The following is a 23,972-nucleotide window of genomic DNA, read 5'->3' on the forward strand; positions in this document are numbered from 1 at the left end:
CGCCCGAGCGCAACCGGAGCGAGACATGACGGCGACACGACAGACCCTCTTCATCGGCGGACAGGTATTCGATGGCGCGGGCAAGATGCTGCAGGGCCACGGCGTGCTGGTTGACGGCCAGCGGGTGGCGCGCGTGGCGCCGGCGGCCGAATTCGAAGGCTACGCCGGCATGCAGGTCAACACCACCGGCATGACGCTGATGCCCAGCCTGGCGGACTGCCATGTCCACCTGGTCTATACCGGCGGCGCCGATCCCAATGCGCAGCTAAGCAAGCAAGGTCCGGCCCAGATCACGCTGACCGCGCTGGAGAATGCGCAGGCCAGTCTGCGCGGCGGCGTCACGGCGCTACGCGACTGCGGCGGCAAGGACTATCTGGAATTCGGCGTGCGCGACGCCATCGCGCGCGGCGTGTTCCCCGGCCCCACCATCAAGGCGTCCGGCCGCATCATCTGCATGACGGGCGGCCACGGCAACCGCATCGGCCGCATCGCCGACGGCTGTGAAGACGTGATCAAGGCGGTGCGCGAACAGGTGCACGCCGGCTGCGACCTGGTGAAGATCATGGCGACCGGCGGCGTCATGACGCCCGGCGTCAGCCCGATGGACGCGCACTACAGCTTCGACGAAATGAAGGCGGGCGTGCACGAGGCCAAGCGCTTTCGCAAAAGCACGGCCAGCCACGCGCAAGGCACCCAGGGCATCTTGAACGCGGTGCGCGCCGGCATCGATTCCATCGAGCACGGCATCTTCATGGACGACGACTGCCTGCGCGAAATGCTGGAGGCCCAGACCTATCTGGTGCCCACCATCGCCGCGGTGCGCAACATCATCGCCAACGCCGACAACGGCATCCCGACCTATGCCGTGGAGAAGGCGCGCGCGGTGGAACAGCGCCACCGCGAATCGTTCCAGATGTACTACAAGGCGGGCGGCCGGATCGCGATGGGCACGGACGCCGGCACGCCGTTCAACCTGCATGGCGAAAACGCCATGGAACTGGCCTACATGGTGGAATTCGGCATGACGCCGGTGGACGCGCTGATCGCCGGCACCTCGCGCGGCCACGACCTCATGGGCCTGGACCAGCACGGCATCCTGGCCGACGGCAAGGTGGCCGACCTGCTGCTGGTGCAGGGCGATCCCACGGAAGACATCCTGAAAGCGGCCGACAAGCGCTTCCATGTAGCGGTGCTGCGCAACGGCGAAGTGGCCGCGGGCGCCTTGCCGTTCTGACAGCGACAACGCGCCCGACGATAAAAAGAAAAGCCGCCGCGCCGTGAAGCGCGGCGGCTTTTTCCTTGATGCTGCGTGCGGGGAGTGCGCCTTAGCGCGCGCCGCCCATGGCGCCGCTCATCACCATCATCAGGAACTGCTCGACCGGCATCTTCTTGCCGTTGAAGTCGACCTGGCCGTCGGCGTAGTTCAGGTACGAGACGATGTTGTTGTTCTCGACCTTGGCCACACCCATCGCGGCAGCCATGGTGCCGACCATTTCAGCCTGGCCCTTGGCGGTCTGGGCGGCCTGCTCGGCCGGCACGCCGCGCATTTGCGGTTCGATCGCCATCAGGTCGGTCAGGTTGCCCTTGGACAGTACCAGCTTGGCGTCCAGCTTGCGCACCGCCTGCGTCAGCGTATCCGCGAACTCGCCGTCCATGGAGGCCGGCTTGGCCAGATCCAGGTTCAGGTTGAACGTGGACGTGCCATTGGCCGTACGCACTTCCAGCGGCGACACGGCGAGCGTCGGATTGCCGGCCAGCAACAGCTCGACGTTGGTCTTCAGGATCTGCTGCTCTTCGGGCGTGAACTGCGGCGTCTGCTCTTCACCCTTGCTTTGCATCATTCGACGCGAAGCGGCTTCGTAGACGTCGTTCAGCGCCTTGAACGCCTTGGAGTCCAGCTTCTGCACGTCGATGGCCAGCTTCATGCCGGCCATGTCCTTGGCCTGCACGTTGATCATGCCGAAATCCAGGGCCATCTTGGCGCCCAGCAGCGAATTGGCTTCCGCCACATCGACGGCGATCGTGGTGTCCTTGAACTGGACGGGCGGCTTTTCCTTGGAGGTGATCGTCCAGTCCTTGAACGTCAGCTTCTGGTTGCCCACGTACATGTCGTTGGAGGCCGGCGTCAGGTCGCTCTCCAGCGTGATGCCTTGCAGGGCCATGCTGACGATGTCGCTGTTCTCCGACTGGCCGGACAGCACCAGCTTGTCCGTCTTCAGGTCGACGACGCCGTGCTTCGTGCCCGTGGCGTATTCGACGTTGCCGGTCATGCCCGAGAAGCTCAGGTTCGTGTCGCCCTTGGCCACTTCCACCGGCGCCAGGTTGAACTTGCCCGTGATGTTCTTCGCGTAGCTGACGCTGTAATGGCCGGTCAGGGGCGTGACGCCCTTGGCGGCGGCAAACCATTCCTTGACCGCCGGGGTCTCTTCCAGGGCGAAGTCGCTGGCCACCATGGCCGGCATGAACGAGCCGGTCTTCAGGTTGGACAGGGGCAGGGGACCGTGGCTCAATTGCTCGACGAACAGCACGTCGCGCTCTTCGGCCGGCTTGCCTTCGGTGGCCGGCGCGGTGAACTTCACGCGATAGCGCGCGGTGGACGAAAACACGCCGCGCTCGAACGACACCAACTCAACCTTGGACGCGATGCCCCACTTGTCGCTAAACGTCTTCAGGCTGTCGTTGGCATTCGCGATCGACTGATTGACGAAGTCCTCGGCCTTCTGGCCCGTGTACCAGGCCGTGCCGGTCCACACTGCACCCAGTACGACAACGACACCCACTAACGCCGATTTCTTCATAGCGATCCTTTATTCTTCAAATGGATATAAGCGCACGGATTATAGGGAGTGCCGCCTAGGGAAAACACTTATTTCGTGCATAGGCGATGCAATATGTTACGTGGTGATACCGCCCTACGAAAAATCCACCGGTGCTGCAATGCCACATCAGCTACAATCGCACCGTGTGCTTTGCCAATCTGCACACGTCCGCTAGGCCCTTCGCTGCCAAGCTTCGCCCATCAGGGCGCTTCCCTTTTCTCCTTATTCGTCCGCCTGGATTGGAGTCTCTCAACTTGAGCGACGGGCTGCCGCTGGAGTTGTTTTGACTACCTCTTCCCCTTTTGCCGACCTCGGGCTGGCTGATTCCCTGTTGCGCGCCATTGCCGATACCGGCTACACCGCACCCACCCCCATTCAAGCCCAAGCCATTCCGCAAGTGCTCAAAGGCGGCGATCTGCTGGCCGCCGCACAGACCGGAACCGGCAAGACCGCCGGCTTTACGCTGCCGATCCTGCACCTGCTGATGCAGCAGAAGCCGGAACTGCGCAAGCCCGGCCGCCCCCGTTGCCTGATCCTGACCCCGACGCGTGAGCTGACCGCGCAGGTCGCGGAATCGGTGCAGACCTACGGCAAGTACACCTCGCTGACGTCCATGGTGATGTTCGGCGGCGTCAACATCAACCCCCAGATCTCCGCGCTGCGTAAGCCGCTGGACATCCTGGTGGCCACGCCCGGCCGCCTGCTGGACCATTGCGGCCAGAAGACGGTGGACCTGTCCGGCGTTGAAATCCTGGTGCTGGACGAAGCCGACCGCATGCTGGACATGGGCTTCATCCGCGACATCCGCAAGATCCTCGCGCTGCTGCCCAAGCAACGCCAGAACCTGCTGTTCTCGGCCACGTTCTCCGACGAGATCCGCACGCTGGCGCGCGGCGTCCTGAACAACCCGGGCGAGGTCTCGGTGACCCCGCGCAACACCGCCACCGAACTGGTCACCCAGACGGTGCACATGGTGGAACAGCACCACAAGCGCGACCTGATCAGCCACATCATCCGCGAAAGCGGCTGGCATCAGGTGCTGGTGTTCACGCGCACCAAGCACGGCGCCAACCGCTTGGCTGAAAAGCTGGTCAAGGACGGCCTGACCGCCGCCGCGATCCACGGCAACAAGAGCCAGTCGGCCCGCACCCGCGCGCTGGCCGGCTTCAAGGACAGCACCGTGACGGTCCTGGTCGCTACCGACATCGCCGCCCGCGGCCTGGACATCGACCAACTGCCCCAGGTCGTGAACTTCGAACTGCCCAACGTGCCGGAAGACTACGTGCACCGCATCGGCCGCACGGGCCGCGCCGGCGCCACCGGCGCCGCCGTCTCGCTGGTCGACAACAGCGAAATCAAGCTGTTGAAGGACATCGAGCGCCTGATCAAGAAGACGATCGAGCGTAAGCCGGTCGAAGGCTGGACCCCGTCCCCGACCAGCGCTGCCGCTTTCGAGCGCCAGGAACGCGACGAAGACGCCCGTAGCCCGCGCGGTGGCAACCGCAACGGCGGTGGCGGCCGTGGCGGCAACGCCGGTCGCGGCAACGGTGGCGGCAATGCCGGCGCCGGCCGTTCGCGTCCGGCCCAGGGCCAGCCCCGCGCCGCCGCCGGCGGCCGTGCCCCCGCCGCGCCGGCCCGTGCAGGCGGCGAAGGCCGCGGCAACGGCGGTGCTCGCGACGGCAAGCCCGCTGACCGTCCGGCGCACGCCGGCCGCAGCGAAGGCCGCCCGCAGCAAAGCCAGCGCCGTCCGGAAAGCACTGCCCGCCCGGCCGGCAACGGCAGCTCGGGGCGCCCGGCTGAGGGACGTCCGGCTCAGGGCCGTCCGTCCGGCGCCCCCCGCGCGGCGTTGCTGGGCAAGTAATCCCCAGCAGGTAATATCACCGGCACTCCCACATCCTGCGATCCAAGGACCCGCGCCATCATGCCTTTATCCACCTGGTTGACGTTCTTCCTGGCCTCCTGGGCCATTTCGTTCTCACCCGGAGCGGGCGCGATCTCGGCGATGTCCTCGGGATTGAAGTACGGTTTTGCACGCGGCTACTGGAACACGGCCGGCCTCATCATGGGCATCCTGTTCCAGTTCGTCGTCGTGGCCGTGGGATTGGGCGCGGTGCTGGCCACGTCCGAAATGGCCTTCAATGTGGTCAAGTACCTGGGCGTGGGCTACCTGATCTACCTGGGCATTCGCCAGATCCGCACCGATGCCGCGCCCGTCGCGGTCGATGCGGGCGACCCCAAGCAGGCGTCGATCCGCGAACTCGTCATGCGCGGGTTCCTGATCAACACCATGAATCCCAAGGGCACGGTGTTCCTGCTGGCCGTGGTGCCGCAGTTCGTCGACCCGGCGCTCGCGCTGACGCCGCAGTACGCGGCGCTGGCCGGCACGCTGGCCTTCACCGACCTGGTCGCCATGGGCGTGTACACGCTGCTGGCGGCGCGCGTGCTGCGCATGCTGCGCGACGCCAAGCACATCCGCTGGATGAACCGCACCTTCGGGTCGCTGTTCATCCTGGCTGGCGTATTCCTGGCGTCGTTCCGCCGCCATTCCTGAATCTTCATGCGCGGGGCACGCGTCGGCGACGACGCGTGCCCCGCGCTTTTCATGCAAGCAGCCGGACCGCGCCGGCCTAACAAGCGGCGTTAAGTACAATCCTCCGACCATGAATATCCCTCAAGAAGTTGCGCGGCGCCGAACGTTCGCGATCATTTCCCACCCTGACGCGGGCAAGACCACGCTGACCGAAAAGCTGTTGCTGTTCGCAGGCGCGATCCAGATCGCCGGCAGCGTCAAGGCGCGCAAAGCGTCCCGCCACGCCTCGTCCGACTGGATGGAAATCGAAAAGCAACGCGGCATTTCCGTGGCGTCCTCGGTGATGCAGATGGAATACCGCGACTGCGTCATCAACCTGCTCGACACCCCGGGCCACCAGGACTTCTCAGAAGACACCTACCGGGTGCTGACGGCGGTGGATGCCGCGCTGATGGTGATCGACGCCGCCAACGGCGTCGAACCGCAGACGATCCGCCTGCTGCAGGTCTGCCGCGCGCGCAACACGCCCATCATCACGTTCATCAACAAGATGGACCGCGAGGTGCGCGAGCCGCTGGAACTGCTGTCTGAAATCGAAGGCCACCTGGGCATGGACGCCGTGCCGTTCTCGTGGCCAGTCGGCATGGGCAAGGCGTTCGGCGGCGTGTTCGACATCCGCCGCGACCGCATGCGCGTCTTCCGCCCGGGCCAGGAACGCCGTTCCGACAACGATGACGTCATCGAAGGCCTGACCAACCCCGAAATCGCCCGCCGTTACGGCTCGGCATTCGAGCAGGCCAGTGGCGAGATCGAACTGATCAACGAAGCCGCCCCCGCGTTCGACCGCGAGCAGTTCCTGGCCGGCAAGCAGACCCCAGTGTTCTTCGGGTCGGCCATCAACAACTTCGGCGTGCAGGAAGTGCTGGACGCGCTGGTCGACCATGCGCCGCCCCCGGGCCCGCGCATGGCGCTGCAACGCGAAGTGCTGCCCGAAGAGCCCAAATTCACTGGCGTGGTGTTCAAGGTGCAGGCCAACATGGATCCGGCGCACCGTGACCGCGTGGCCTTCGTGCGCGTCAGCTCGGGCCGCTTCGAACGCGGCATGCGCCTGAAGGTCGCCCGCACCAACAAGGAAATGCGCCCCAACAACGTGGTGTCTTTCCTGTCGCAGCGGCGCGAGCTGCTGGACGAGGCCTATGCCGGCGACGTGATCGGTATTCCCAACCACGGCGTGCTGCAACTGGGCGACGTGCTGACCGAAGGCGAAACCCTGCAGTTCACGGGCCTGCCGTTCTTCGCCCCCGAGCTCTTCCAGGCGGTCGAAGTCAAGGACCCGCTGCGCACCAAGCAACTGCGCACCGGCCTGACCCAATTGGGCGAAGAGGGCGCCATCCAGGTGTTCCGCCCCGAGGCCGCCGGCGGCTCGCTGCTGCTGGGCGCGATCGGCCAGCTGCAGTTCGAAGTGGTCGCCCACCGCCTCAAGACGGAGTACGGCGCAGACGCCCGAATGCTGCCTTCCCGCTACACAATGGCACGTTGGATTACGTCTGAAAACCCGAAAGCGCTGCGCAAGTTCATGGATGCCAATGCGGCCCATATCGCCTATGATGTGGTCGATGCGGCGGCGTTTTTGATCAGTTCCCCTGCGCAGTTGCGCGTAGCCGAGGACCTGTATCCCGAAGTGAAATTCCATGCAATGCGCGAGCACGGCGGCAAGGTTTTCGGGGACAAGGCGTAGACCCGTTCGGGTTCCGCACGGCAGATGAGGGTAGCAATGTCTTGGCGTTTATTATTCGCAACGCTCCTGATCGCGCTTGGCGCGTCGGCCTGGGGCGGGATTCAATTGGGTGACTGGCTGGTGGCGCACGCGCCCCCCGCCGCACCGGCTCCTGGGCAGGACGCGGCGGCTTCGCAGCAACCTGTTCTGGATGCCAACGGGCGGCCTTACGTGGCGCAGCCCCCGCAGCCCCGCATCGACGGCACCCTGGGCGTGCCGGACAAGCCCGCAGACCGCGAATGGCAGGTCAATACGGTGTCGCTGTTCGACACCGTCAGCGATCCCGCCGTGAAGCTCTCGCGCGAACGCATCACGCCGGAGCAGGCCCGCGAAATCGCAGCCGCCTCCGAAGTGCCGCTGCCTTCGGGCACATCCGACGTCAGCACGCTGGACTTGCAGGTGCCCGGCACCTCCACCGCCATCAACGGCGGCCAGGCGCAGACCCAGGCTGGCGGTTACGGCACCCCGCAAATGGTGCAAGCGCCTCCGCCTCCGCCCAATACGGCGCTCAGCCCCGGCGCGCCCGGCTGGCAAGACGCTCTCAAGCGCGAACTGGCGCAATGCGCCTCGCAAGGCTTCTTCGACCGCCCCTCGTGTTCCTGGGCGGCTCGCAACAAGTACTGCGCGCCGAACCGCGCCTGGGGCACGATGGCCGAATGCCCGGCCCGCCCACAGTGAGCGCGCTCCCGCCGCGCCTCAGCTGAAAATGCCCTCACGCCCGCTCTTGCGGGCGTGCTGCTTTCAACGGACGTCATTGCCTTGAGGCGGGCGGGCCGGCGGCAAAAACAAAAATGGCGCCCCGAGGGGCGCCATTGCTTTGGCCGAAAAGTTTATTCAGGCACGGACATCTGGCTTTGCAGGTAATTCTGGATGCCGACCTTGTCGATCAGGTCGATCTGGGTTTCCAGATAGTCGATGTGCTCTTCGGTGTCGTCCAGGATGTCCTGGAACAGATCGCGCGAGACGTAGTCGCGCACAGATTCGCAATAGGCAATCGCTTCCACGACGGTAGCATGCGCGGCTTGCTCAAGCTTCAGGTCACAGGCCAGCAGCTCGGGCACGTCTTCACCGATCAGCAGCTTGTGCAGGTCTTGCAGGTTGGGCAGGCCATCCAGCATGAAGATGCGCGCGATCAGGCGATCAGCGTGCTTCATTTCACCGATGGATTCTTCGTACTCGTGCTTGCCCAGCTTGTCGAAGCCCCAATGATTCAGCATGCGGGCATGCAGGAAATATTGGTTGATGGCCGTCAGTTCGTTGGTCAGTTGCTTGTTCAAGAACTGGATGACGGTTTTGTCGCCTTTCATAATGGACTCCTTGCAGTCAGGCGCGACGCAAATGCATCGCGACAAAGGAGCGCACGATGCCGCGCGTACGCAACCCCGGCAGACTACCATCAGCCGCAGGGCCGCGCCTAGCCTTGCGCTGCATTTGGTAAACCGCTTTAGAACCGCTACAAGAAAGCGACAAGACAATGAGAATGAGTATGCGTACTTGATGCCTTGCAGGCACAAGACAGGCGTTATGCGGCCCGCACGCAAGCGATGGCGAGGAATCCATCGCGATATCTCGGCGCAGGCGGCGCGCACAGGCATCATCCGCAAGGGAAAAGGGGCCTGGAATTGCTTCAAGCCGCGTCGTTGCATATCGGCAACCCGAAACGCGATTGTGGCCGCGGACGGATCAAGCGGCTTTGCGCGTGGTCAACCAGATGCCGAAGGCGATCGGCACGATGCCCAACAGGTCCAGCCAGGATACGGGTTCGCGCAGCACCAGCCAGCCGAACAGCAGGCCCAACGGCGGCATCAGGAAATGCAGCGCGCTGGCCGAGGTGGCGCTGGCGCGGCCCAGGATCATGAACCACAGGTAATAGCCGCCCATCGACACCGCCACGATCATGTAGGCCATGCTCCACACCAGGCTGGCGGTCAGACGCGCATCCCCCAGGCTCTCGTGCATCAACGCGAACGGCAGCAGGGCGACGGCGCCGGCCAGCGATTGGATGCCCGTCGACGTCCACAGCCCGGCAGAGGGCTTCAGACGCTTGTAGAGCAGGGTGCCCGCGACCAGCGCCACCAGGCCACCCGTCACCAGCAAGGTGCCGTGCATGTCTTCCTGCATGCCGCTTAACCGCGACCTCAGCACCAGGGCCACCCCCGCCAGCCCGAGGCATAGTCCGGCAAGCTTGCGCCAGGACAGGCTCTCACCCAGCACCGGTCCGGCCAGCACGCCGATCAGCAAGGGATTGGTGCTGATCAGCACGGCGGTGAACGCGGACGACACGGTGGTCATGCCGGTCCAGCTCAGCCCCAGGTACAGCGCGTTGTTCAAGACGCCCAGCAGGATCAGCGACATCACATCGCGGCGGCTAGGCAATTTTCCCTGCCGGCCTGCGGCCGCGATACCCAGCATCAGCGCCCCGGCAATCAGGAAGCGGATCGTCAGCAGGGTCAGCGGCGGGCAGTCCCGCACCGCGATCTTGGCGGCAGCGAAAGCGGAACTCCACAGAAAGCAGAAGGCGGCGATCGGCACCCAGCTGATCCCCGGCGCGCGAGGGGCGGTCGGGGTGGCGGAAACGGCAGGCGGGGTGGCCTTCATCGGGGTTCCATGAGAGCAGGGCGCCACGCATGCCGCGTGGAGCAGGCATTCTGCGCGCCCCGCCCGTCAGGCGCAACCCGTCAACCGACGCGATGCGGGTCGGGAGAATCAGGAAAACGGGGGATATTTCGAAAGAAAACGACGCAGCCCGCTGCGTGACGGCAGCGAGCCGGGAAAGACGGCCGATGCTTAGCCTGCGGCGACCAGCGGAATGGGGAAGCTGCTGTGGTTCGCAGCCGCGCCCGATTCAACCAGCGTAGCGGGCGCATTGACCGGAACGGCGATGGAACGGACGTCGCACACGCTGGAGCAGCGGCCGCCTGGCAGGTATTCGGCGGCAGTTGCCGCGCAGCAGCCGCAGCACGTGGCTACGCCCAGCTCGAATTGCAGGTCGGACAGCGTCGTCGCGCCCCCGTCCACGCTGGCGCGGACTTGGCGTTCGGTGATGGCATTACATACGCAAATGTACATGCGAATGATTATCGAAAATTATTCAACCGATGACAAGCCCCTTGCCACAATAAAATTTGCAACGGACCGTTGACGCGCAACCCGTTGAAACAAAGGACGAATTCTTAAAGATTCGTCCCTTATTTCAGCGCGCCGACGCCTGCGCCTTGCGCAGGGTGGCCGGGGCGATTCGCAGCGCTTCGCGGTACTTTGCCACCGTCCGGCGGGCGATCACTATCCCCTGATCGGCCAGTTTTTGCATGATCTGGCTGTCGGACAAGGGTTTGGCGCGGTTCTCCTCCGCGACCATCTGGCGGATGAAGGTCTGCACCGCCGTGGCGGAGGTGGCGTCGCCACCGTCGGTGGACACCCCCGCGCCGAAGAAGCGCTTGAGCTCCAGCGTGCCAAACGGAGTGAGCATGTACTTCTGCGTTGTGGCCCGCGAAATGGTCGATTCGTGCAGTCCGAGTTCGCCGGCGATGTCCTTAAGGATGAGGGGCCGCATGGCCGAAGGGCCCTGGCTGAAGAAGGCGGTCTGGCGTTCCACGATGGCCTGGGCCACCCGCAGGATGGTGTCGAAGCGCTGCTCGACGTTGCGGATCATCCATTTGGCTTGCTGCAACTGGGATTGCAGGCCCGCGTGGGCGGATTCCTTCTGGTTGCCCAGCATCTGGGCGTACAGCCCGTTGATCTGCAACCGCGGCACCGCGGCGCTGTTGAGCGTGACCTGCCACCCACGGCGGGTCTTGCGCACGATGACGTCCGGCACCGCGTAGTCGGCCGCTGGCACCGTCCAGGCGCGCCCAGGGCGGGGTTCCAGACACAGGATAAGGGAGTGGGCCGCCCGGAACGTCGCCTCGTCGCAGCCCACGGCCGCACAGAGGCGGGCGGCATTGCCGGTAGCCAGCAAGGGCAGGTGCTGGGCGCAGATCTGCCGGGCGCAGGCCAGGACAGCGGGGTCGGCGGCTTCGGGCAGGCGGGTCAGGTCGGGGTTGCGCAGCTGCAACAGCAGGCATTCGGCCATGTCGCGTCCACCGATGCCGACCGGGTCGAACGATTGCAGCAAGGACAGCGCGGCGCGCAATTCGTCGATGTCCGGTTCTGTGTCGGCGGGCAACCAGCCCAGGATCTCTTCCAGCGGCGATCCCAGGTAGCCGTTCTCGTCCAGCTCGTCGATCAGCAGTGCCGCCAGCACAACGTCGCGGGGCGCGGCGCGCGTCAGCATCAACTGCCCCAGCAGGTGCTCGCGCAGGGTGTCCGGCCGCGCCGTTTCAGGGGGGCCGAAATCCTCGTCCGAATAGACCCCGCCCGAACCCGGCATTTCATCCACCGGCGTCTCGCGTTCCGCTGCGGGCTCGTCGTCCTGCACGGAAGACTCGCGTTCGGATTCGGCTTGCGCCTCGGCCGCGGGCGTGTCGTCTTCGCGTTCCAGCAGGGGATTGTCCGCGAGCACTTGCGAGATCTCGGCCTCAAGGTCGAGCGTAGACAACTGCAACAATCGTATCGATTGTTGTAGCTGAGGGGTCAGCGTCAGATGCTGGCCAGGTCGCAGTTCTAAAATTGGGCGGGTCATAGGTACAATATTTTGCATGATGAATCTGACTTCGCCCGCAAGCGTTCGCCAGGACAGCCGACTTATCGGCCAAACCCTGCTCAAATTGGCGCTTCCCCGACTCGCTGTGCGCGCGATAGTCATCGCCGTCGCCGTGATCCTCTGGTATCTGGTCGCCTCCTGGATACTCGATTTCGGCAGACGCATGAACTACGACTTCCTGCATTCCCTGGGCCAGCCCACCATGGACATGGTCCAGAAGGTGAACCCGTACATCTGGTGGGTCGTGGCCGGAATCTGGACGCTGATCGTCTTCTTCTCGGTCAAAGCCTGGTTCTCCGCCAGCCTGGCCTCGGGCGCGGCCACGCCGGTCGGTACCGACGTGCTGGCCGATCTGGCGCCGAACCTGTCCGAAGAGTCGCTGGGCGTGCTGCGCTGGACCTGGGGCGACCGCCAAGAGCCCTTCACGGTCGGCGATTTGCGCCGCTCACTGTCTGAAATCCGCCACAACCGCATCGGCAAGATCGCCATGGTGGCCGAACAGGCGCAAATCCTGGAAGGCAGCGCCGCGCGCCCCGGCCGCGATCCCCGTGATGATGGCCGCCGGGAACCCGCCCGCGTTGAAGTGCGCGGCGAAGCCCGCGGCGACCGCTACGTCGAGCCGCGCATCGGCCCGGCCCGCTAAGCGCCCGGCCCTTTTCCTGATTCCAGGCCGCCGTCAGGCGGCCTGTTTGTTTCAGTCCCCTGCCAGCAGGCCCGTCCTATACTGGCCGCTCCAGGCTCGCGCAACCGCGGGCCGCGCACACAAGTCAAACTCGATCGGCAGCCGAGACCTGCCGGATGCGCAGCCAGCCTCCTGGAGTTGTACCCATGTTCCGCACCCCCGTCCGGTATGCCGCCGGCCTGCTGGTGGCCTGTTCGGCCGCGTTCGCCGCCACCCCGGCACTGGCCGATTGGCCCGATAAACCCATCACCTTCGTCGCCCCGTTCAGCGCAGGCGGCGCCAACGACCTGGTCGCCCGGATCATCGCGAAAGCGGTGGGCGCCACCCTGAACCAGACTGTCATCGTCGAAAACCGCCCTGGCGCGGGCGGCGTCGTGGGCGCGGCCCACGTGGCGCGCAGCCCGGCGGACGGCTACACCTATCTGGTCGGCAGCAACGGCACCGTCACCAACAGCCTGATCCGCTCGGACCAACCCTACAAGGACGACGCGCTGACCCCGGTGGCGCTGCTTTCCATCACGCCGTCCGTCATCGTGGCCAACCCGTCCAATCCCGCCAAGGACTTGAAGGACTTCGTCGAACGCGCCAAGCAGGCCAAGACCGACCGCATCACGTTCTCGACCGCCGGCAACGGCAGCACGCCGCACTTCGTGGCCGAAATGGTGAAAGAAGCAACGGGCCTGCCGGTCGAGCCGATCGCCTACAAAAGCGGTTCGGAAGGCGTCACCGCCGTGATCGGCAACCAGGTCGACGCCACCTCCGAAGCCAGCATCGTGACCCTGCCGCTGATCCAGAGCGGCAAGCTGAAGGCGCTGGCCACGACCTGGGACAGGCGCATGGCCAGCGCGCCGGACATCCCCACCACCGCGGAAGCGGGCTTTCCGGCCATCCGGATCGGCCACTGGGCGGGTCTCTTCGCACCCACGGGTACGCCCGCTGACGTCCTGGACAAGATGAATGCGGCAGTCGAGAAATCCCTGCAATCGAAGGACGTGCAGGACGCGTTGCGCCAGAGCAGCATCGAACCCGGCGGAGGCTCGCGCGCCAGCTTCGTGGATTTCGCGGCAAGCGAACGTGAACGGCTCGGTAAAGTCGTGAAAAACGGCCACATGCAAACGCAATAAGCGCAGCGTGCAAACCACGGCGGGGCGTTCCGCCCCCCGTTTTTTTCGGACTATTCTGTTTGCACTCCAGCGGAAAGTATGTTTGACTAGCAACCTATGGCCGCACACCGCACCTCCCTCGCGATTGCCACCGGACGCTCCGCCGCTCCGGTTGCCGGCCTGCGCGCTCGCTCCTCCTCGTTTGCCGCGCTATCGCTATACCTACCGATCGGTTGCCGGGCCTAGTGTCCCCGTGGTAGCTCGGCAGCCACGCTTGCCACACGCGATTTCCCCCTTTTATTTGTGAATCCTGCCGGTCAATCACGGCAACCCCTGGCACAAGACCGTCATCCGGTCACAAATGCCGCCGAGAGTAGTGCTCCCGGGATTCAAAAGAAACCGATCGAGGTGTAGTCATGATGCTTGCCAACCCCGCTACCAAATACGTCCCCTTCGCCCCCTTTGCCCGCGACTTCTCCGAACGCACCTGGCCGAGCCGCCGCATCACCAAGGCGCCGATCTGGATGAGCACGGACTTGCGCGATGGCAACCAGGCCCTGATCGAGCCGATGAGCGTCGAGCGCAAGCTCCGTTTCTTCGAACAGCTCGTGAAGATCGGCTTCAAGGAAATCGAAGTGGGCTTCCCGTCCGCCTCGCAGACCGACTTCGACTTCGTCCGCAAGCTCATCGACGAAAAGCGCATTCCGGATGACGTGACCATCATCGTGCTGACCCAGTCGCGCGAAGACCTGATCAGCCGCACCGTGGAAGCCGCGGCAGGCGCCAAGCAAGCCATCGTCCACATGTACAACGCGTGTGCGCCGGCCTTCCGCAAGGTCGTGTTCAACATGTCCAAGGAAGAGATCAAGGGCATCGCCACGACTGGCACGCGCCTGATCAAGCAATACACCTCGCAACGCCCCGAAACCAAGTGGAGCTACGAGTACTCGCCCGAAGTGTTCAGCACGACCGAACCCGAATTCGCGCTTGAAGTCTCGGATGCCGTGGCCGATGTATGGCAGCCCACGCCCGAGCACAAGATGGTGCTGAACCTGCCCGCCACGATCGAGGCCACCAGCCCCAACCTGTACGCCGACCAGATCGAGTGGATGCACAAGAACCTGGCGCGCCGCGACAGCATCGTGCTTAGCGTGCACCCGCACAACGACCGCGGCACCGCCGTGGCCGCCGCCGAATTCGCCGTGATGGCCGGTGCCGACCGCATTGAAGGCTGCCTGTTCGGCAGCGGCGAGCGCACCGGCAACGTCGACCTGGTCACGCTTGCCTTGAACCTCTACACGCAGGGCGTGCATCCGGGCCTGGACTTCTCCGACATCGACGAAGTGCGCCGCTGCGCCGAATACTGCAACCAGTTGCCGGTGCACCCGCGCCACCCGTATGCCGGCGACCTGGTCTTCACCGCGTTCTCGGGTTCGCACCAGGACGCCATCAAGAAGGGCTTCGCGCTGCAACAGGCCGACGCCGTCTGGGAAGTGCCGTACCTCCCGATCGACCCCGCCGACCTCGGCCGCAGCTACGACGCGGTGATCCGCGTGAACAGCCAGTCGGGCAAGGGCGGCGTGTCGTACCTGCTTGAACAAGAGCACGGCCTGGTCTTGCCGCGCCGCTTGCAGATCGAATTCAGCCGCGCCATCCAGCGCGTGACGGACGAGACCGGCCGCGAAGTCACCGCCGACGACGTCCACACGATCTTCAACCGCGAATACCTTGAGCAGAAGGCCCCGTGGAAACTGATCCGCCACCGCATCGACGGCAATCCGTCGGCCGGCGAAGGCCAGCACTTCAGCATCGAAGCCGAACTCGAATACAACGGCGAACGCCGCATCGTGACGGGCAAGGGCGACGGCGCCATCTCGGCCTTCGTGGCCGCGCTGGACGTGCCGGTTCGCATCATGGACTACCACGAGCACGCCATCGGCACCGGCACCGACACGCGCGCCGCATCCTACGTGGAACTGCGCGTGGGCGAATCCAGCACGGGCTTCGGCGTGGGCATCGACCGCGACATCGTGACGGCGTCGTTCCAGGCCGTGCTGAGCGCCGTCAACCGCCACATCAACTCGGGCGCCGTGACGGCGACCGAACAGGAAGCCGCCGAGGCCGCGTGATCCGCATTCCGGCACAACCATAAGCGCACGCCGCAAGCCCGAAACATGGGCTTGCGCGCCCCGGAAGATACACCTCTCTTCTGAGCGGCCCGGCCAAGAACAAAGCCCGCCTTACCTGGCGGGCTTTCTGCTTTCTGGGGCGGGCGGCTAGCTGCGCACGACGGGCCGCGGACGTTCAGCCGCGCGGCCACATGTCGGAGGCGCCGATATCCGGCGCATTGGCGGCCAGCAGGCGCTCGTGGATCCACGCAGCGACCGCCAGGGTACGGTGGTCATCGTAGCGTTGCCCGACCACCTGCAGCCCCACGGGCAGGCCCTGGGGCCCCGTCGCGAACGGCAGGTTCAAGCAAGGCAGGCCGAACAGGGTCCAGGCGCGCGAGAACTGCGGGTCGCCTGTGCCCAGGTCGGCGAACGGCGCTTCGCCGGCCGCGCTGGGGGCCAGCACCACATCGAAATCCTGGAACCAGCTGTTCACGCGTGCGCGCGATTCCTCGGCGCGGGCCAGGTTCTTGATGTGTTCCTCGGCCGTGATCTGCGAACCGGCTTCCAGCACCGCCTGGATCTTCGGGCTGAGCTGGCTGGCGTGCTCCAGGCGCTCGTAGGCGAGCGACTGCGAGGCCTCGAACGCCATGATGTCCGCGTGCAACTGCACCAGCATGCAGTCCTGCGAAGGCAGGGGCACCTCTTGCACCACGGCGCCGGCGCGCGACAGCGTGGCTGCGGCCTGCGCGAAGGCTTCCTTGGTTTCCGGCTGCGCATGGCGCCATTGCAGCGTGCGGCACATGCCGACGCGCGGCTTGCCTTCGTAGGCCAGGTCCAGCATGCGGGGATCGCGCATCATGACCGAGGCGAAGAGCGCCACGTCCGGCACCGACCGCGCAAAACCGCCGACGGTGTCCAGGGATTCGGCCAGGCTTTTCACGCCTGCGCGGGGTACGGCGCCGAACGTGGGCTTGAAGCCCACGATGCCGCAGTACGAGGCGGGACGGATGATGGAACCCGCCGTCTGCGAACCCAGCGCGAAGGGCACCATGTCGTCGGCCACGGCCGCCGCCGATCCGCTGGACGAGCCGCCCGGCGTGTAGGCGTCGTTGCGCGGGTTGCGGGTGGGGCCGGCCTGATAGGTGGCGAATTCGGTGGTGACGGTCTTGCCGACCACGACGGCGCCCGCACCGCGGCACAGCGCGACGGAAGCGGCGTCCAGGCCGGGACGATGCCGTTCGTAGATGGGCGAGCCGTAGCGCGTGGGCAGGTCGACGGTGTCGAACAGGTCTTTGACGCCGATGGGCAGGCCGTGCAACAGGCCGCGCAGCGCGCCGCCGTCCAGGACGGCCGCATGATCCAGGGCCGCCTGCTTCTGCAGCGCCGTCCAGGCATGGATGGTGTTTTCGCGTTGCTCGATGCGGGCGAAGCAGGCCCGCACCAGTTGCACCGCGGTTAATTCGCGCCGTTGCAGCTTGCGCGCGGCTTCAAGCGCGCCAAGTCTGTTTAAGGCAGTAGACATGATCCTTTCCTCTTTACCGGTGTCGCGCATTACGCGCGGCAGCTGAACTCCGCACCCGGTCCCCTTGACCGAGGGTCTGTCCTTGCCGGACGCGTGGCGCTTTCGCCACGGCGTTCCAACGGACCGATCCCAACCATTGTGCGCGTCGCGTCAATTGGGAAAAACACCGAAAACACCGTGTTTTCCCGGATAAACCGACGACGCCGCGCCATGGCTTTCTGTTGTTGCGTCACCACCAGCATAGCGCAAACCCGTGCAATACAAAGGTCATATTTGTCTTGTAAGATGAAATCGTTTTCAGTAAACCGACAGCAATAAACATATGGCTACGCGCCCGTCGCCCCGCTTTTCAATCATCGAAGTGGCCCGCAAGGCCGGGGTGTCTCCGGCGACGGTTTCGCGCGCGTTCAACCAGCCGGACATCGTGCATCCCGACACGCTGGCGCACATCCGCAACGTGGCCAAGCGCGCCGGCTTCCGGCCCAACCGCGTGGGCCGCAGCCTGCGTTCGGGCAGCACCCGCACCATCGGGCTGATCCTGCCGACGCTGTCGAACCCCGTGTTCGCCGAGTGCTTTGAAGGCGCGGAACGCCGCGCGCGCGAGTCCGGCTACAGCGTCATGCTGACCGCCACCGGCTACGACCCCGCCGTGGAATCCGCGGCAGTGCAGGGGCTGATGGACCATCAGGTCGACGGGCTGATCCTGACCGTGGCGGACGTGAACAAGAGCGCCACGCTGGACGACCTGGACAGCGCCGGCATGCCGTACGTGCTGGTCTACAACGAATCGAATACGCATCCCTTCGCCTCGGTCGACAATCGTGCCGCCGCCAGCGACATGGTCGCGCACCTGGCTGCGCTGGGCCATCGCCGCATCGCGCTGGTGACAGGCCCGCTGACCGCGTCGGACCGCGCGCGCCGACGCCTGGCCGGTGCGCGCGCGTGCGCCAAGCGGCTGGGTCTAGATGCGGTGCAGCATATCGCCATGAGTTCCCACACCGGCAGCGACGCGGACGCGCTGAAGGCTGCGCTGCGCGGCAAGCAGGCGCCCACTGCGCTGTTCTGCTCGAACGACCTGCTGGCCACGGCCGTCATCGCCGATCTGGTGGCGCTAGGCCTGTCCGTGCCCACCGACATCTCGGTATGCGGCTTTGACGGCATGCGCTTTGGCGCCTTGCTGACCCCGCCGCTGACGACCGTGGCCCAGCCCAGCGACGGTATCGGCCAGACGGCCTGCTCGAACCTGCTGGCGCAGATCCACGGCCAGCCGCCGCAATCGAACCGGCTGCCGCATTGCATCGTGGTCGGCGGCACTGCGGCGTCCGTGCGCCGTTGATCCCCTCCTATTTCGAGACCTGATCCGCATCATGCTCATCGCACAAATCACCGACCTGCACATGCGCACCCCGGGCGACAAGGCCTACGGCATCATCGATCCCGCCGCCTTCCTGGGCCCGGCCGTGCGCGCGCTGAACGCCCTGGATCCGCGGCCCGATTGCGTGCTGATCACGGGCGACCTGACCGACCTGGGCCGCCCGCACGAATACCAGGTGCTGCGCGACCACCTGCAAGCGCTGGAGATTCCGTATTTCCTCTTGCCCGGCAACCATGACGACCGCACGCAACTGCGCGCCGCCTTTCCCGACCACGCGTATCTGCAAGGCAAAAGCCCGTTCATCCAATACGCCGTCGAGACCTATCCGTTGCGCTTGCTGGCGCTGGACACGGTCGTGCCGATGAAGAGCCACGGCGAACTGTGCCAGGACCGACTGGACTGGCTGGCCGCGCGCCTGGCCGAACAACCCGACCGCCCGACGCTGGTGCTGATGCACCATCCGCCGTTCCTGACCGGCATCGAACACATGGATGCCATCGGCCTGTTGGCCGGCGCCCCGGAACTGGAACGCATCGTGTCGCGCTTTCCGCATGTGGAACGCGTGCTGTGCGGCCATCTGCATCGCACCATCTTCCAGCGCTTCGGCGGCACGATCGCGTCCACCTGTCCTGGCACCGCGCACCAGCTGGCGCTGGAACTGGGGCCGCGCCCGACCCTGCAATACATCATGGAACCGCCGGGCTACCAGCTGCATTGGTGGCAAGGCAAGAATTTGGTCACGCACCACGCCGTCATCGGGGACTACCCCGGCCCGTATCCGTTTGCCTGAATCGTTTTCCTGACCCGTAGACCGGGGCCTGACCGCCCCGGGCATTGCCACGAATCCGTCATGTTTGCGCTGCACAATGAAAAGGTTTTCATAACAGGCAACAATGCGGATCTAACTATTAGATCGTTGAGACAGCATGTCATCCATCGTTCTGGATAACCTCACCAAACAGTATGGCGGCGCCGCCGCGATCCACGGCGTGAGCTTCACCGTGCCGGCAGGCAGCTTCACGGTCTTGCTGGGCCCGTCGGGTTGCGGCAAGTCGACCACGCTGCGCATGATCGCCGGCCTGGACACGCCGACCTCGGGCACGATCCGCATCGGCGACCGCGACGTGACCGACCTGCCGCCCGCCAAGCGCCGCATCTCGATGGTGTTCCAGTCGTATGCGCTGTTTCCGCATCTGTCGGTGCGCGAGAACATCCTGTTCGGGCTGCGGGTGCGCAAGGAGCCGGCGCGCGACTTCGACCGCCGCCTGCAACGCGTGGCCGGCCTGCTGGGCCTGGGCCATCTGCTGGACCGCAAGCCCTCGCAATTGTCGGGCGGGCAGCAACAGCGCGTGGCGCTGGGGCGCGCGGTGATTTCCGAAGCGCCGGTGTGCCTGATGGACGAGCCGCTGTCCAACCTGGATGCGCAGCTGCGCCACGAAATGCGCCGCGAGATCCGCGCACTGCAGCAAGACCTGGGCATCACGATGGTGTATGTCACGCACGACCAGACCGAAGCCATGAGCATGGCCGACCAGGTGGTGCTGTTGCGCGGCGGCCAGATCGAGCAGCACGACACACCCGACGCCCTCTACGCACGACCGGCCACGGAATTTGCTGCGCGCTTCATCGGCACGCCGCCCATGAATCTGATCGGCGTGACGACGCTGCACGGCGCGATGGTCATCGCCGGCACGCAGGGTCCCGCACTCGCGGGCGCCCCGGCCGGCGCCGTCAAGCTGGGCGTACGCCCTGAACACATCCGCATCGATGACAGCGGCATTGCCGCCACCGTGGAAAGCGTCGAGTACTTCGGCGCGGACTCCATCGTGGTGTGCCGCATCGGCGACACCAGCGGCGTAGCCGTGCGAGTGGGCGGACATTTACGCGCCCGCGCGGGCGAGGCCTTGCGCCTGTCGTGGCAGGACGGGCAACAGCATTTCTTTGCCGCCGACTCGGCGGTCATCAACACCGCCGAGCGCTAAAAACCGCTCACTTCCACGGATAAGGAAACGCACCATGCGACGCATCGTACTGAAGACCCTGGCCGCCAGCCTTGCCGCCGCCTGCCTGTCCCTGCCTGCGCAGGCGCAGAACAAGCCCGTCGAGGTCGAGTTCTATTACCCGGTCGCCGTCGGCGGCCCCATCACCAAGATCGTCGACGACATGGTGGCGGATTTCCAGAAGGAAAATCCCGACATCAAGATCAAGCCGATCTATGCGGGTTCGTACCAGGACTCCATCGCCAAGGCGCTGACGGCGCTCAAGGGCGGCACGCCGCCGCAGCTGGCCGTGCTGCTGTCCACAGACATGTTCACGCTGATCGACGAAGACGCCATCGTCCCGATCGATTCCTTGGCGAAAACCGACGCCGACAAGAAGTGGCTGGGCGGCTTCTATGACGCCTTCATGCAGAACAGCCGCACGGGCGGCCACACCTGGGGCGTGCCGTTCCAGCGTTCGACCATCGTCATGTACTACAACAAGGATCTGTTCAAGGCCGCCGGCCTGGATCCCGAACGCGCGCCGGCCACCTGGGCGGAACTGGTCGACTACGGCAAGAAGCTGACCAAGCAGGACGCCTCCGGCAACACCACGCAGTGGGGCATCGAGATCCCGTCGGGCGGCGCGTTCGCGTACTGGCTGTTCCAGGCCCTGACCACGCCCAACGGCGCGATCCTGATGAACGAAGCCGGTAACGAGGTCTACCTGGACAAGCCGGCGGTAGTCGAAGCCGCCCAGTTCTGGCGCGACCTGTCGGCCAAGCACAAGATCATGCCGACCGGCACGATCGACTGGGGCACCACGCCGAAGGACTTCCTGGAGAAGAAGGCGGCGATGGTATGGACCACCACCGGCAACCTGACCAACATCCGCAAGAACGCCGACTTCCCGTTCGGCGTGGCCATGATGCCGCAGCAAAAGCGCGGCGGCAGCCCGACCGGCGGCGGCAACTTCTACATCTTCAAGAGCGGCACGCCGGCGCAGCAGCAAGCCGCGCTGAAGTTCGCGCAATGGGTCACGACGCCGGAACGCGCGGCCGACTGGAGCATCGCCACGGGCTATGTCGCGGTCACGCCGGCCGCCTGGCAAACCGAGAAGATGAAGAAGTACGCGCAGGAAGTGCCGGCCGCGGCGGTGGCGCGCGACCAGCTGGAAGTCAGCGTGGCGGAATTCTCCACGCATGAGAACCAGCGCGTCACCAAGACCCTGAACGACGCGCTGCAAGCGGCGTTGACCGGTTCGAAGACGCCGCAGCAGGCCCTGACCGATGCGCAACGCGAGGCCGACCGCATCCTGCGTTCCTACAAGTAGCCCCCAGGCCAAGCACGATGAGCCGTTCTTTAAACGCCCTGTATGGCTGGCTGCTATTGCTGCCAGCCATCGTGCTGCTCGCCGCGTTCACGCATTACCCGGCGCTGGCGACGCTTTGGCACAGCTTCTTCTCCACGCCCAAGGGCGCGCGTCCGGCGCGTTTCGTGGGCCTGGAGAACTATGCCGTCATGCGCGACGATCCGGTGTTCTGGCAATCGCTGTGGAACAACCTGTGGTTTGCGCTGGGCACGATCCCCACGTCGATCGGCATCGCGCTGGTCATGGCGCTGTGGGTGAACCGCAACCTGGCGGGCCGCGGCTTTTTGCGCATGGCCTACTTCACGCCGACGGTGCTGCCGATGGTGGCGGTGGCCAACATCTGGCTGTTCTTCTACACGCCGCAGTACGGTCTGATCGCGCAGGTGATGGGCTGGTTCGGTTCTCCCGGCCCCAACTGGCTGGGCAACCGCGACACGGCGCTGCCCGCGCTGATGCTGGTGACGGTGTGGAAGGAGGCGGGCTTTTTCATGATCTTCTACCTGGCCGCCTTGCAGACCGTGTCGCCGTCGCTGCGCGAAGCCGCCATGCTGGAAGGGGCGTCGCGCTGGCAGTATTTCCGCCGCATCCTGTGGCCGCTCTTGATGCCCACCACGCTGTTCGTGCTGATCAACGCCTTGATCAACGCATTCCGGCTGGTGGACCACGTGGTCGTCATGACGCGCGGCGGACCGGACAACGCCAGCACCTTGCTGCTGTATTACATCTACCAGGTGGGTTTCAGTTTCTGGGACACGGCTTACGCCGCCACGCTGACCGTCGTGTTGCTGGTGGTGCTGGCGCTGACCGCGCTGATCAAGTTCCGCTGGCTGGACCGCAGGACGCACTATCAATGAAAGACAAGCTCGATACCCTGGGCGCGTGGGCGCTGGGCCTTCTGTGGATCCTGCCGCTGGCTTACGCCATGTGGGCGGCGTTCCACCCGCCGGCCTACGCCACCCGCTTTGAACTGTTCGCCCCGCTGACGCTGGATAACTTCGCGCGGGCCTGGCAGGCCGCGCCGTTTCCGCGCTACTTCGTCAACACCTTCCTGTTGGTGACGATGGTGCTGGCCGCGCAGCTGGTGCTCTCGACGCTGGCCGGCTACGCGTTCGCGCGTTTCGAGTTCCGCGGCCGCGACTTCGTCTTCATGCTGGTGCTGCTGCAGTTGATGATCATGCCGGACGTGCTGCTGGTGGAGAACTACCGCTCGATGAGCCAGCTGGGCATTCGCGACACGGTGTTCGCGATCGGCCTGCCGTACTTCGCGTCGGCCTTCGGCATCTTCCTGCTGCGCCAGACCTTCAAGACGGTGCCGCGCGAACTGGAGGAAGCGGCGCGCATGGAAGGCGCCAATGCCATGCAGATCCTGTGGAAGGTCTACGTGCCGCTGGCCAAGCCGATCTATGTGGCCTACGGCCTGGTGTCCGTCAGCCACCACTGGAACAATTTCCTGTGGCCGCTGATCATCACCAATTCGGTGGAGTCCCGGCCCTTGACGGTGGGCCTGCAGGTGTTCTCGTCGACCGACCAGGGCATCGACTGGTCCGTCATCACGGCCGCCACGCTGATGTCGGCCGCGCCGCTCTTGATTGCCTTCCTGCTGTTCCAGCGCCAGTTCGTGCAATCGTTCATGCGGGCCGGGATCCGGTAGGGCGCTGAGGGTGCACCGCCATGAAGAAGGCCCCGCTACGGCGGGGCCTTTGCTTGCTGCGCCGCACCGGCGGCCAGGTCAGTAGCCGACCGTCAGCCCGGGCAGGTCCACGGTGATGCGGGGGCGTTCCAGCGCCAGCGCCAGGTTCTCGGCGAATTCGCGGGCTTCTTTCTCGTCGGTGGACAGGGTGTCGTAGCCCAAGGCATCCGCCACGCCCAGCACCTTGTCCAGCAGCAGCACCTTGCCGCTGGGGCGCAAGGGTTCGCAACCCAGGGTTTCCCAGGCGCCGTCGAACCAGTCGCGTGCCTGGGCCTGGCGTTGGGGGGACGTTTCCACGGTGGCGGTCAGGTCCAGCGAACGCCGGGTGTCGAAAACTATCGTGATGTCGCTGCGCATGGGGAATTCCTTG

The 23,972-nt window shown here is 65.4% G+C and carries 21 protein-coding genes; 14 read left to right on the forward strand and 7 right to left on the reverse strand.

What is annotated here, in order from left to right:
* The first annotated feature begins 25 nt into the window (after window positions 1–25).
* Complete coding sequence (locus CEY09_RS18470; protein ID WP_088589775.1) at window positions 26–1,234, forward strand: metal-dependent hydrolase family protein; 1,209 nt, start codon at window positions 26–28, stop codon at window positions 1,232–1,234.
* A gap of 91 nt (window positions 1,235–1,325) precedes the next feature.
* Here CEY09_RS18470 and CEY09_RS18475 read toward each other — a convergent pair whose 3' ends face one another.
* Window positions 1,326–2,798 (reverse strand): YdgA family protein, encoded by a 1,473-nt coding sequence (locus CEY09_RS18475; RefSeq protein ID WP_088589776.1) that lies wholly within the window; start codon window positions 2,796–2,798, stop codon window positions 1,326–1,328.
* A 304-nt stretch (window positions 2,799–3,102) separates the two neighbouring features.
* On the opposite strand from CEY09_RS18475, the gene CEY09_RS18480 reads away from it, so the two are divergent.
* From CEY09_RS18480 to CEY09_RS18495, 4 genes are all read left to right on the forward strand, one after another.
* Window positions 3,103–4,680: a DEAD/DEAH box helicase gene (locus CEY09_RS18480; protein WP_167390110.1), complete on the forward strand. Its 1,578-nt coding sequence runs from the start codon at window positions 3,103–3,105 to the stop codon at window positions 4,678–4,680.
* 60 nt (window positions 4,681–4,740) lie between these two features.
* A complete protein-coding gene (locus CEY09_RS18485) occupies window positions 4,741–5,370 on the forward strand; it encodes a LysE family translocator (RefSeq protein ID WP_088589778.1) in 630 nt (209 codons plus the stop codon).
* A gap of 109 nt (window positions 5,371–5,479) precedes the next feature.
* Window positions 5,480–7,087 carry a peptide chain release factor 3 gene (locus CEY09_RS18490; RefSeq protein ID WP_088589779.1) on the forward strand — a complete coding sequence of 536 codons (1,608 nt, stop codon included), beginning with the start codon at window positions 5,480–5,482 and terminating at the stop codon, window positions 7,085–7,087.
* Between the two features lie 24 nt (window positions 7,088–7,111).
* The gene (locus CEY09_RS18495) at window positions 7,112–7,804 is read left to right on the forward strand and encodes a hypothetical protein (RefSeq protein WP_175216743.1); all 693 of its coding nucleotides are present in this window, start codon (window positions 7,112–7,114) and stop codon (window positions 7,802–7,804) included.
* Window positions 7,805–7,956: 152 nt separating this feature from the next.
* On the opposite strand, the gene bfr is transcribed toward CEY09_RS18495, so the two are convergent.
* The 4 genes from bfr to rpoN form a co-directional block, all read right to left on the reverse strand.
* Window positions 7,957–8,433 carry a bacterioferritin gene (gene bfr, locus CEY09_RS18500; RefSeq protein ID WP_006216785.1) on the reverse strand — a complete coding sequence of 159 codons (477 nt, stop codon included), beginning with the start codon at window positions 8,431–8,433 and terminating at the stop codon, window positions 7,957–7,959.
* 376 nt (window positions 8,434–8,809) lie between these two features.
* Window positions 8,810–9,724, reverse strand: coding sequence for a DMT family transporter (locus tag CEY09_RS18505; protein WP_088589780.1), 915 nt, complete (start codon window positions 9,722–9,724; stop codon window positions 8,810–8,812).
* Between the two features lie 189 nt (window positions 9,725–9,913).
* Window positions 9,914–10,195, reverse strand: coding sequence for a (2Fe-2S)-binding protein (locus CEY09_RS18510; protein ID WP_006224492.1), 282 nt, complete (start codon window positions 10,193–10,195; stop codon window positions 9,914–9,916).
* 124 nt (window positions 10,196–10,319) lie between these two features.
* Window positions 10,320–11,747 (reverse strand): RNA polymerase factor sigma-54, encoded by a 1,428-nt coding sequence (gene rpoN / locus CEY09_RS18515; protein ID WP_446678359.1) that lies wholly within the window; start codon window positions 11,745–11,747, stop codon window positions 10,320–10,322.
* A 16-nt stretch (window positions 11,748–11,763) separates the two neighbouring features.
* On the opposite strand from rpoN, the gene CEY09_RS18520 reads away from it, so the two are divergent.
* The 3 genes from CEY09_RS18520 (at window position 11,764) to leuA (ending at window position 15,682) form a co-directional block, all read left to right on the forward strand.
* Window positions 11,764–12,411: a hypothetical protein gene (locus CEY09_RS18520; protein ID WP_088589782.1), complete on the forward strand. Its 648-nt coding sequence runs from the start codon at window positions 11,764–11,766 to the stop codon at window positions 12,409–12,411.
* A 185-nt stretch (window positions 12,412–12,596) separates the two neighbouring features.
* Window positions 12,597–13,574 carry a tripartite tricarboxylate transporter substrate binding protein gene (locus CEY09_RS18525; protein WP_088589783.1) on the forward strand — a complete coding sequence of 326 codons (978 nt, stop codon included), beginning with the start codon at window positions 12,597–12,599 and terminating at the stop codon, window positions 13,572–13,574.
* A gap of 395 nt (window positions 13,575–13,969) precedes the next feature.
* A complete protein-coding gene (gene leuA, locus CEY09_RS18530; RefSeq protein WP_088589784.1) occupies window positions 13,970–15,682 on the forward strand; it encodes a 2-isopropylmalate synthase in 1,713 nt (570 codons plus the stop codon).
* 175 nt (window positions 15,683–15,857) lie between these two features.
* Here leuA and CEY09_RS18535 read toward each other — a convergent pair whose 3' ends face one another.
* On the reverse strand, window positions 15,858–17,186 hold the full coding sequence (locus tag CEY09_RS18535) for an amidase (RefSeq protein ID WP_088589785.1): 1,329 nt from the start codon (window positions 17,184–17,186) through the stop codon (window positions 15,858–15,860).
* A gap of 322 nt (window positions 17,187–17,508) precedes the next feature.
* Here CEY09_RS18535 and CEY09_RS18540 point away from each other — a divergent pair, with 322 nt between their 5' ends.
* The 6 genes from CEY09_RS18540 to CEY09_RS18565 all read left to right on the forward strand — a co-directional run bounded on the left by CEY09_RS18540 (window position 17,509) and on the right by CEY09_RS18565 (window position 23,563).
* The gene (locus CEY09_RS18540; RefSeq protein ID WP_088589786.1) at window positions 17,509–18,522 is read left to right on the forward strand and encodes a substrate-binding domain-containing protein; all 1,014 of its coding nucleotides are present in this window, start codon (window positions 17,509–17,511) and stop codon (window positions 18,520–18,522) included.
* Between the two features lie 31 nt (window positions 18,523–18,553).
* Complete coding sequence (locus CEY09_RS18545) at window positions 18,554–19,351, forward strand: phosphodiesterase (RefSeq protein WP_088589787.1); 798 nt, start codon at window positions 18,554–18,556, stop codon at window positions 19,349–19,351.
* Between the two features lie 136 nt (window positions 19,352–19,487).
* A complete protein-coding gene (locus CEY09_RS18550) occupies window positions 19,488–20,543 on the forward strand; it encodes an ABC transporter ATP-binding protein (protein ID WP_088589788.1) in 1,056 nt (351 codons plus the stop codon).
* Between the two features lie 34 nt (window positions 20,544–20,577).
* Window positions 20,578–21,873, forward strand: coding sequence for an ABC transporter substrate-binding protein (locus tag CEY09_RS18555; protein ID WP_006224482.1), 1,296 nt, complete (start codon window positions 20,578–20,580; stop codon window positions 21,871–21,873).
* Window positions 21,874–21,890: 17 nt separating this feature from the next.
* Window positions 21,891–22,766, forward strand: a complete 876-nt coding sequence (locus tag CEY09_RS18560) for a carbohydrate ABC transporter permease (RefSeq protein WP_088589789.1) — start codon at window positions 21,891–21,893, stop codon at window positions 22,764–22,766.
* Window positions 22,763–23,563 carry a carbohydrate ABC transporter permease gene (locus tag CEY09_RS18565; protein ID WP_088589790.1) on the forward strand — a complete coding sequence of 267 codons (801 nt, stop codon included), beginning with the start codon at window positions 22,763–22,765 and terminating at the stop codon, window positions 23,561–23,563. Before CEY09_RS18560 ends, CEY09_RS18565 begins: the two co-directional genes overlap by 4 nt.
* Before the next feature lie 78 nt (window positions 23,564–23,641).
* Here CEY09_RS18565 and CEY09_RS18570 read toward each other — a convergent pair whose 3' ends face one another.
* Window positions 23,642–23,959 (reverse strand): hypothetical protein, encoded by a 318-nt coding sequence (locus tag CEY09_RS18570; protein WP_006224479.1) that lies wholly within the window; start codon window positions 23,957–23,959, stop codon window positions 23,642–23,644.
* Window positions 23,960–23,972 lie beyond the last annotated feature (13 nt).

Source organism: Achromobacter marplatensis (assembly GCF_002209535.1).
GTDB classification, from domain to species: domain Bacteria; phylum Pseudomonadota; class Gammaproteobacteria; order Burkholderiales; family Burkholderiaceae_B; genus Achromobacter; species Achromobacter marplatensis.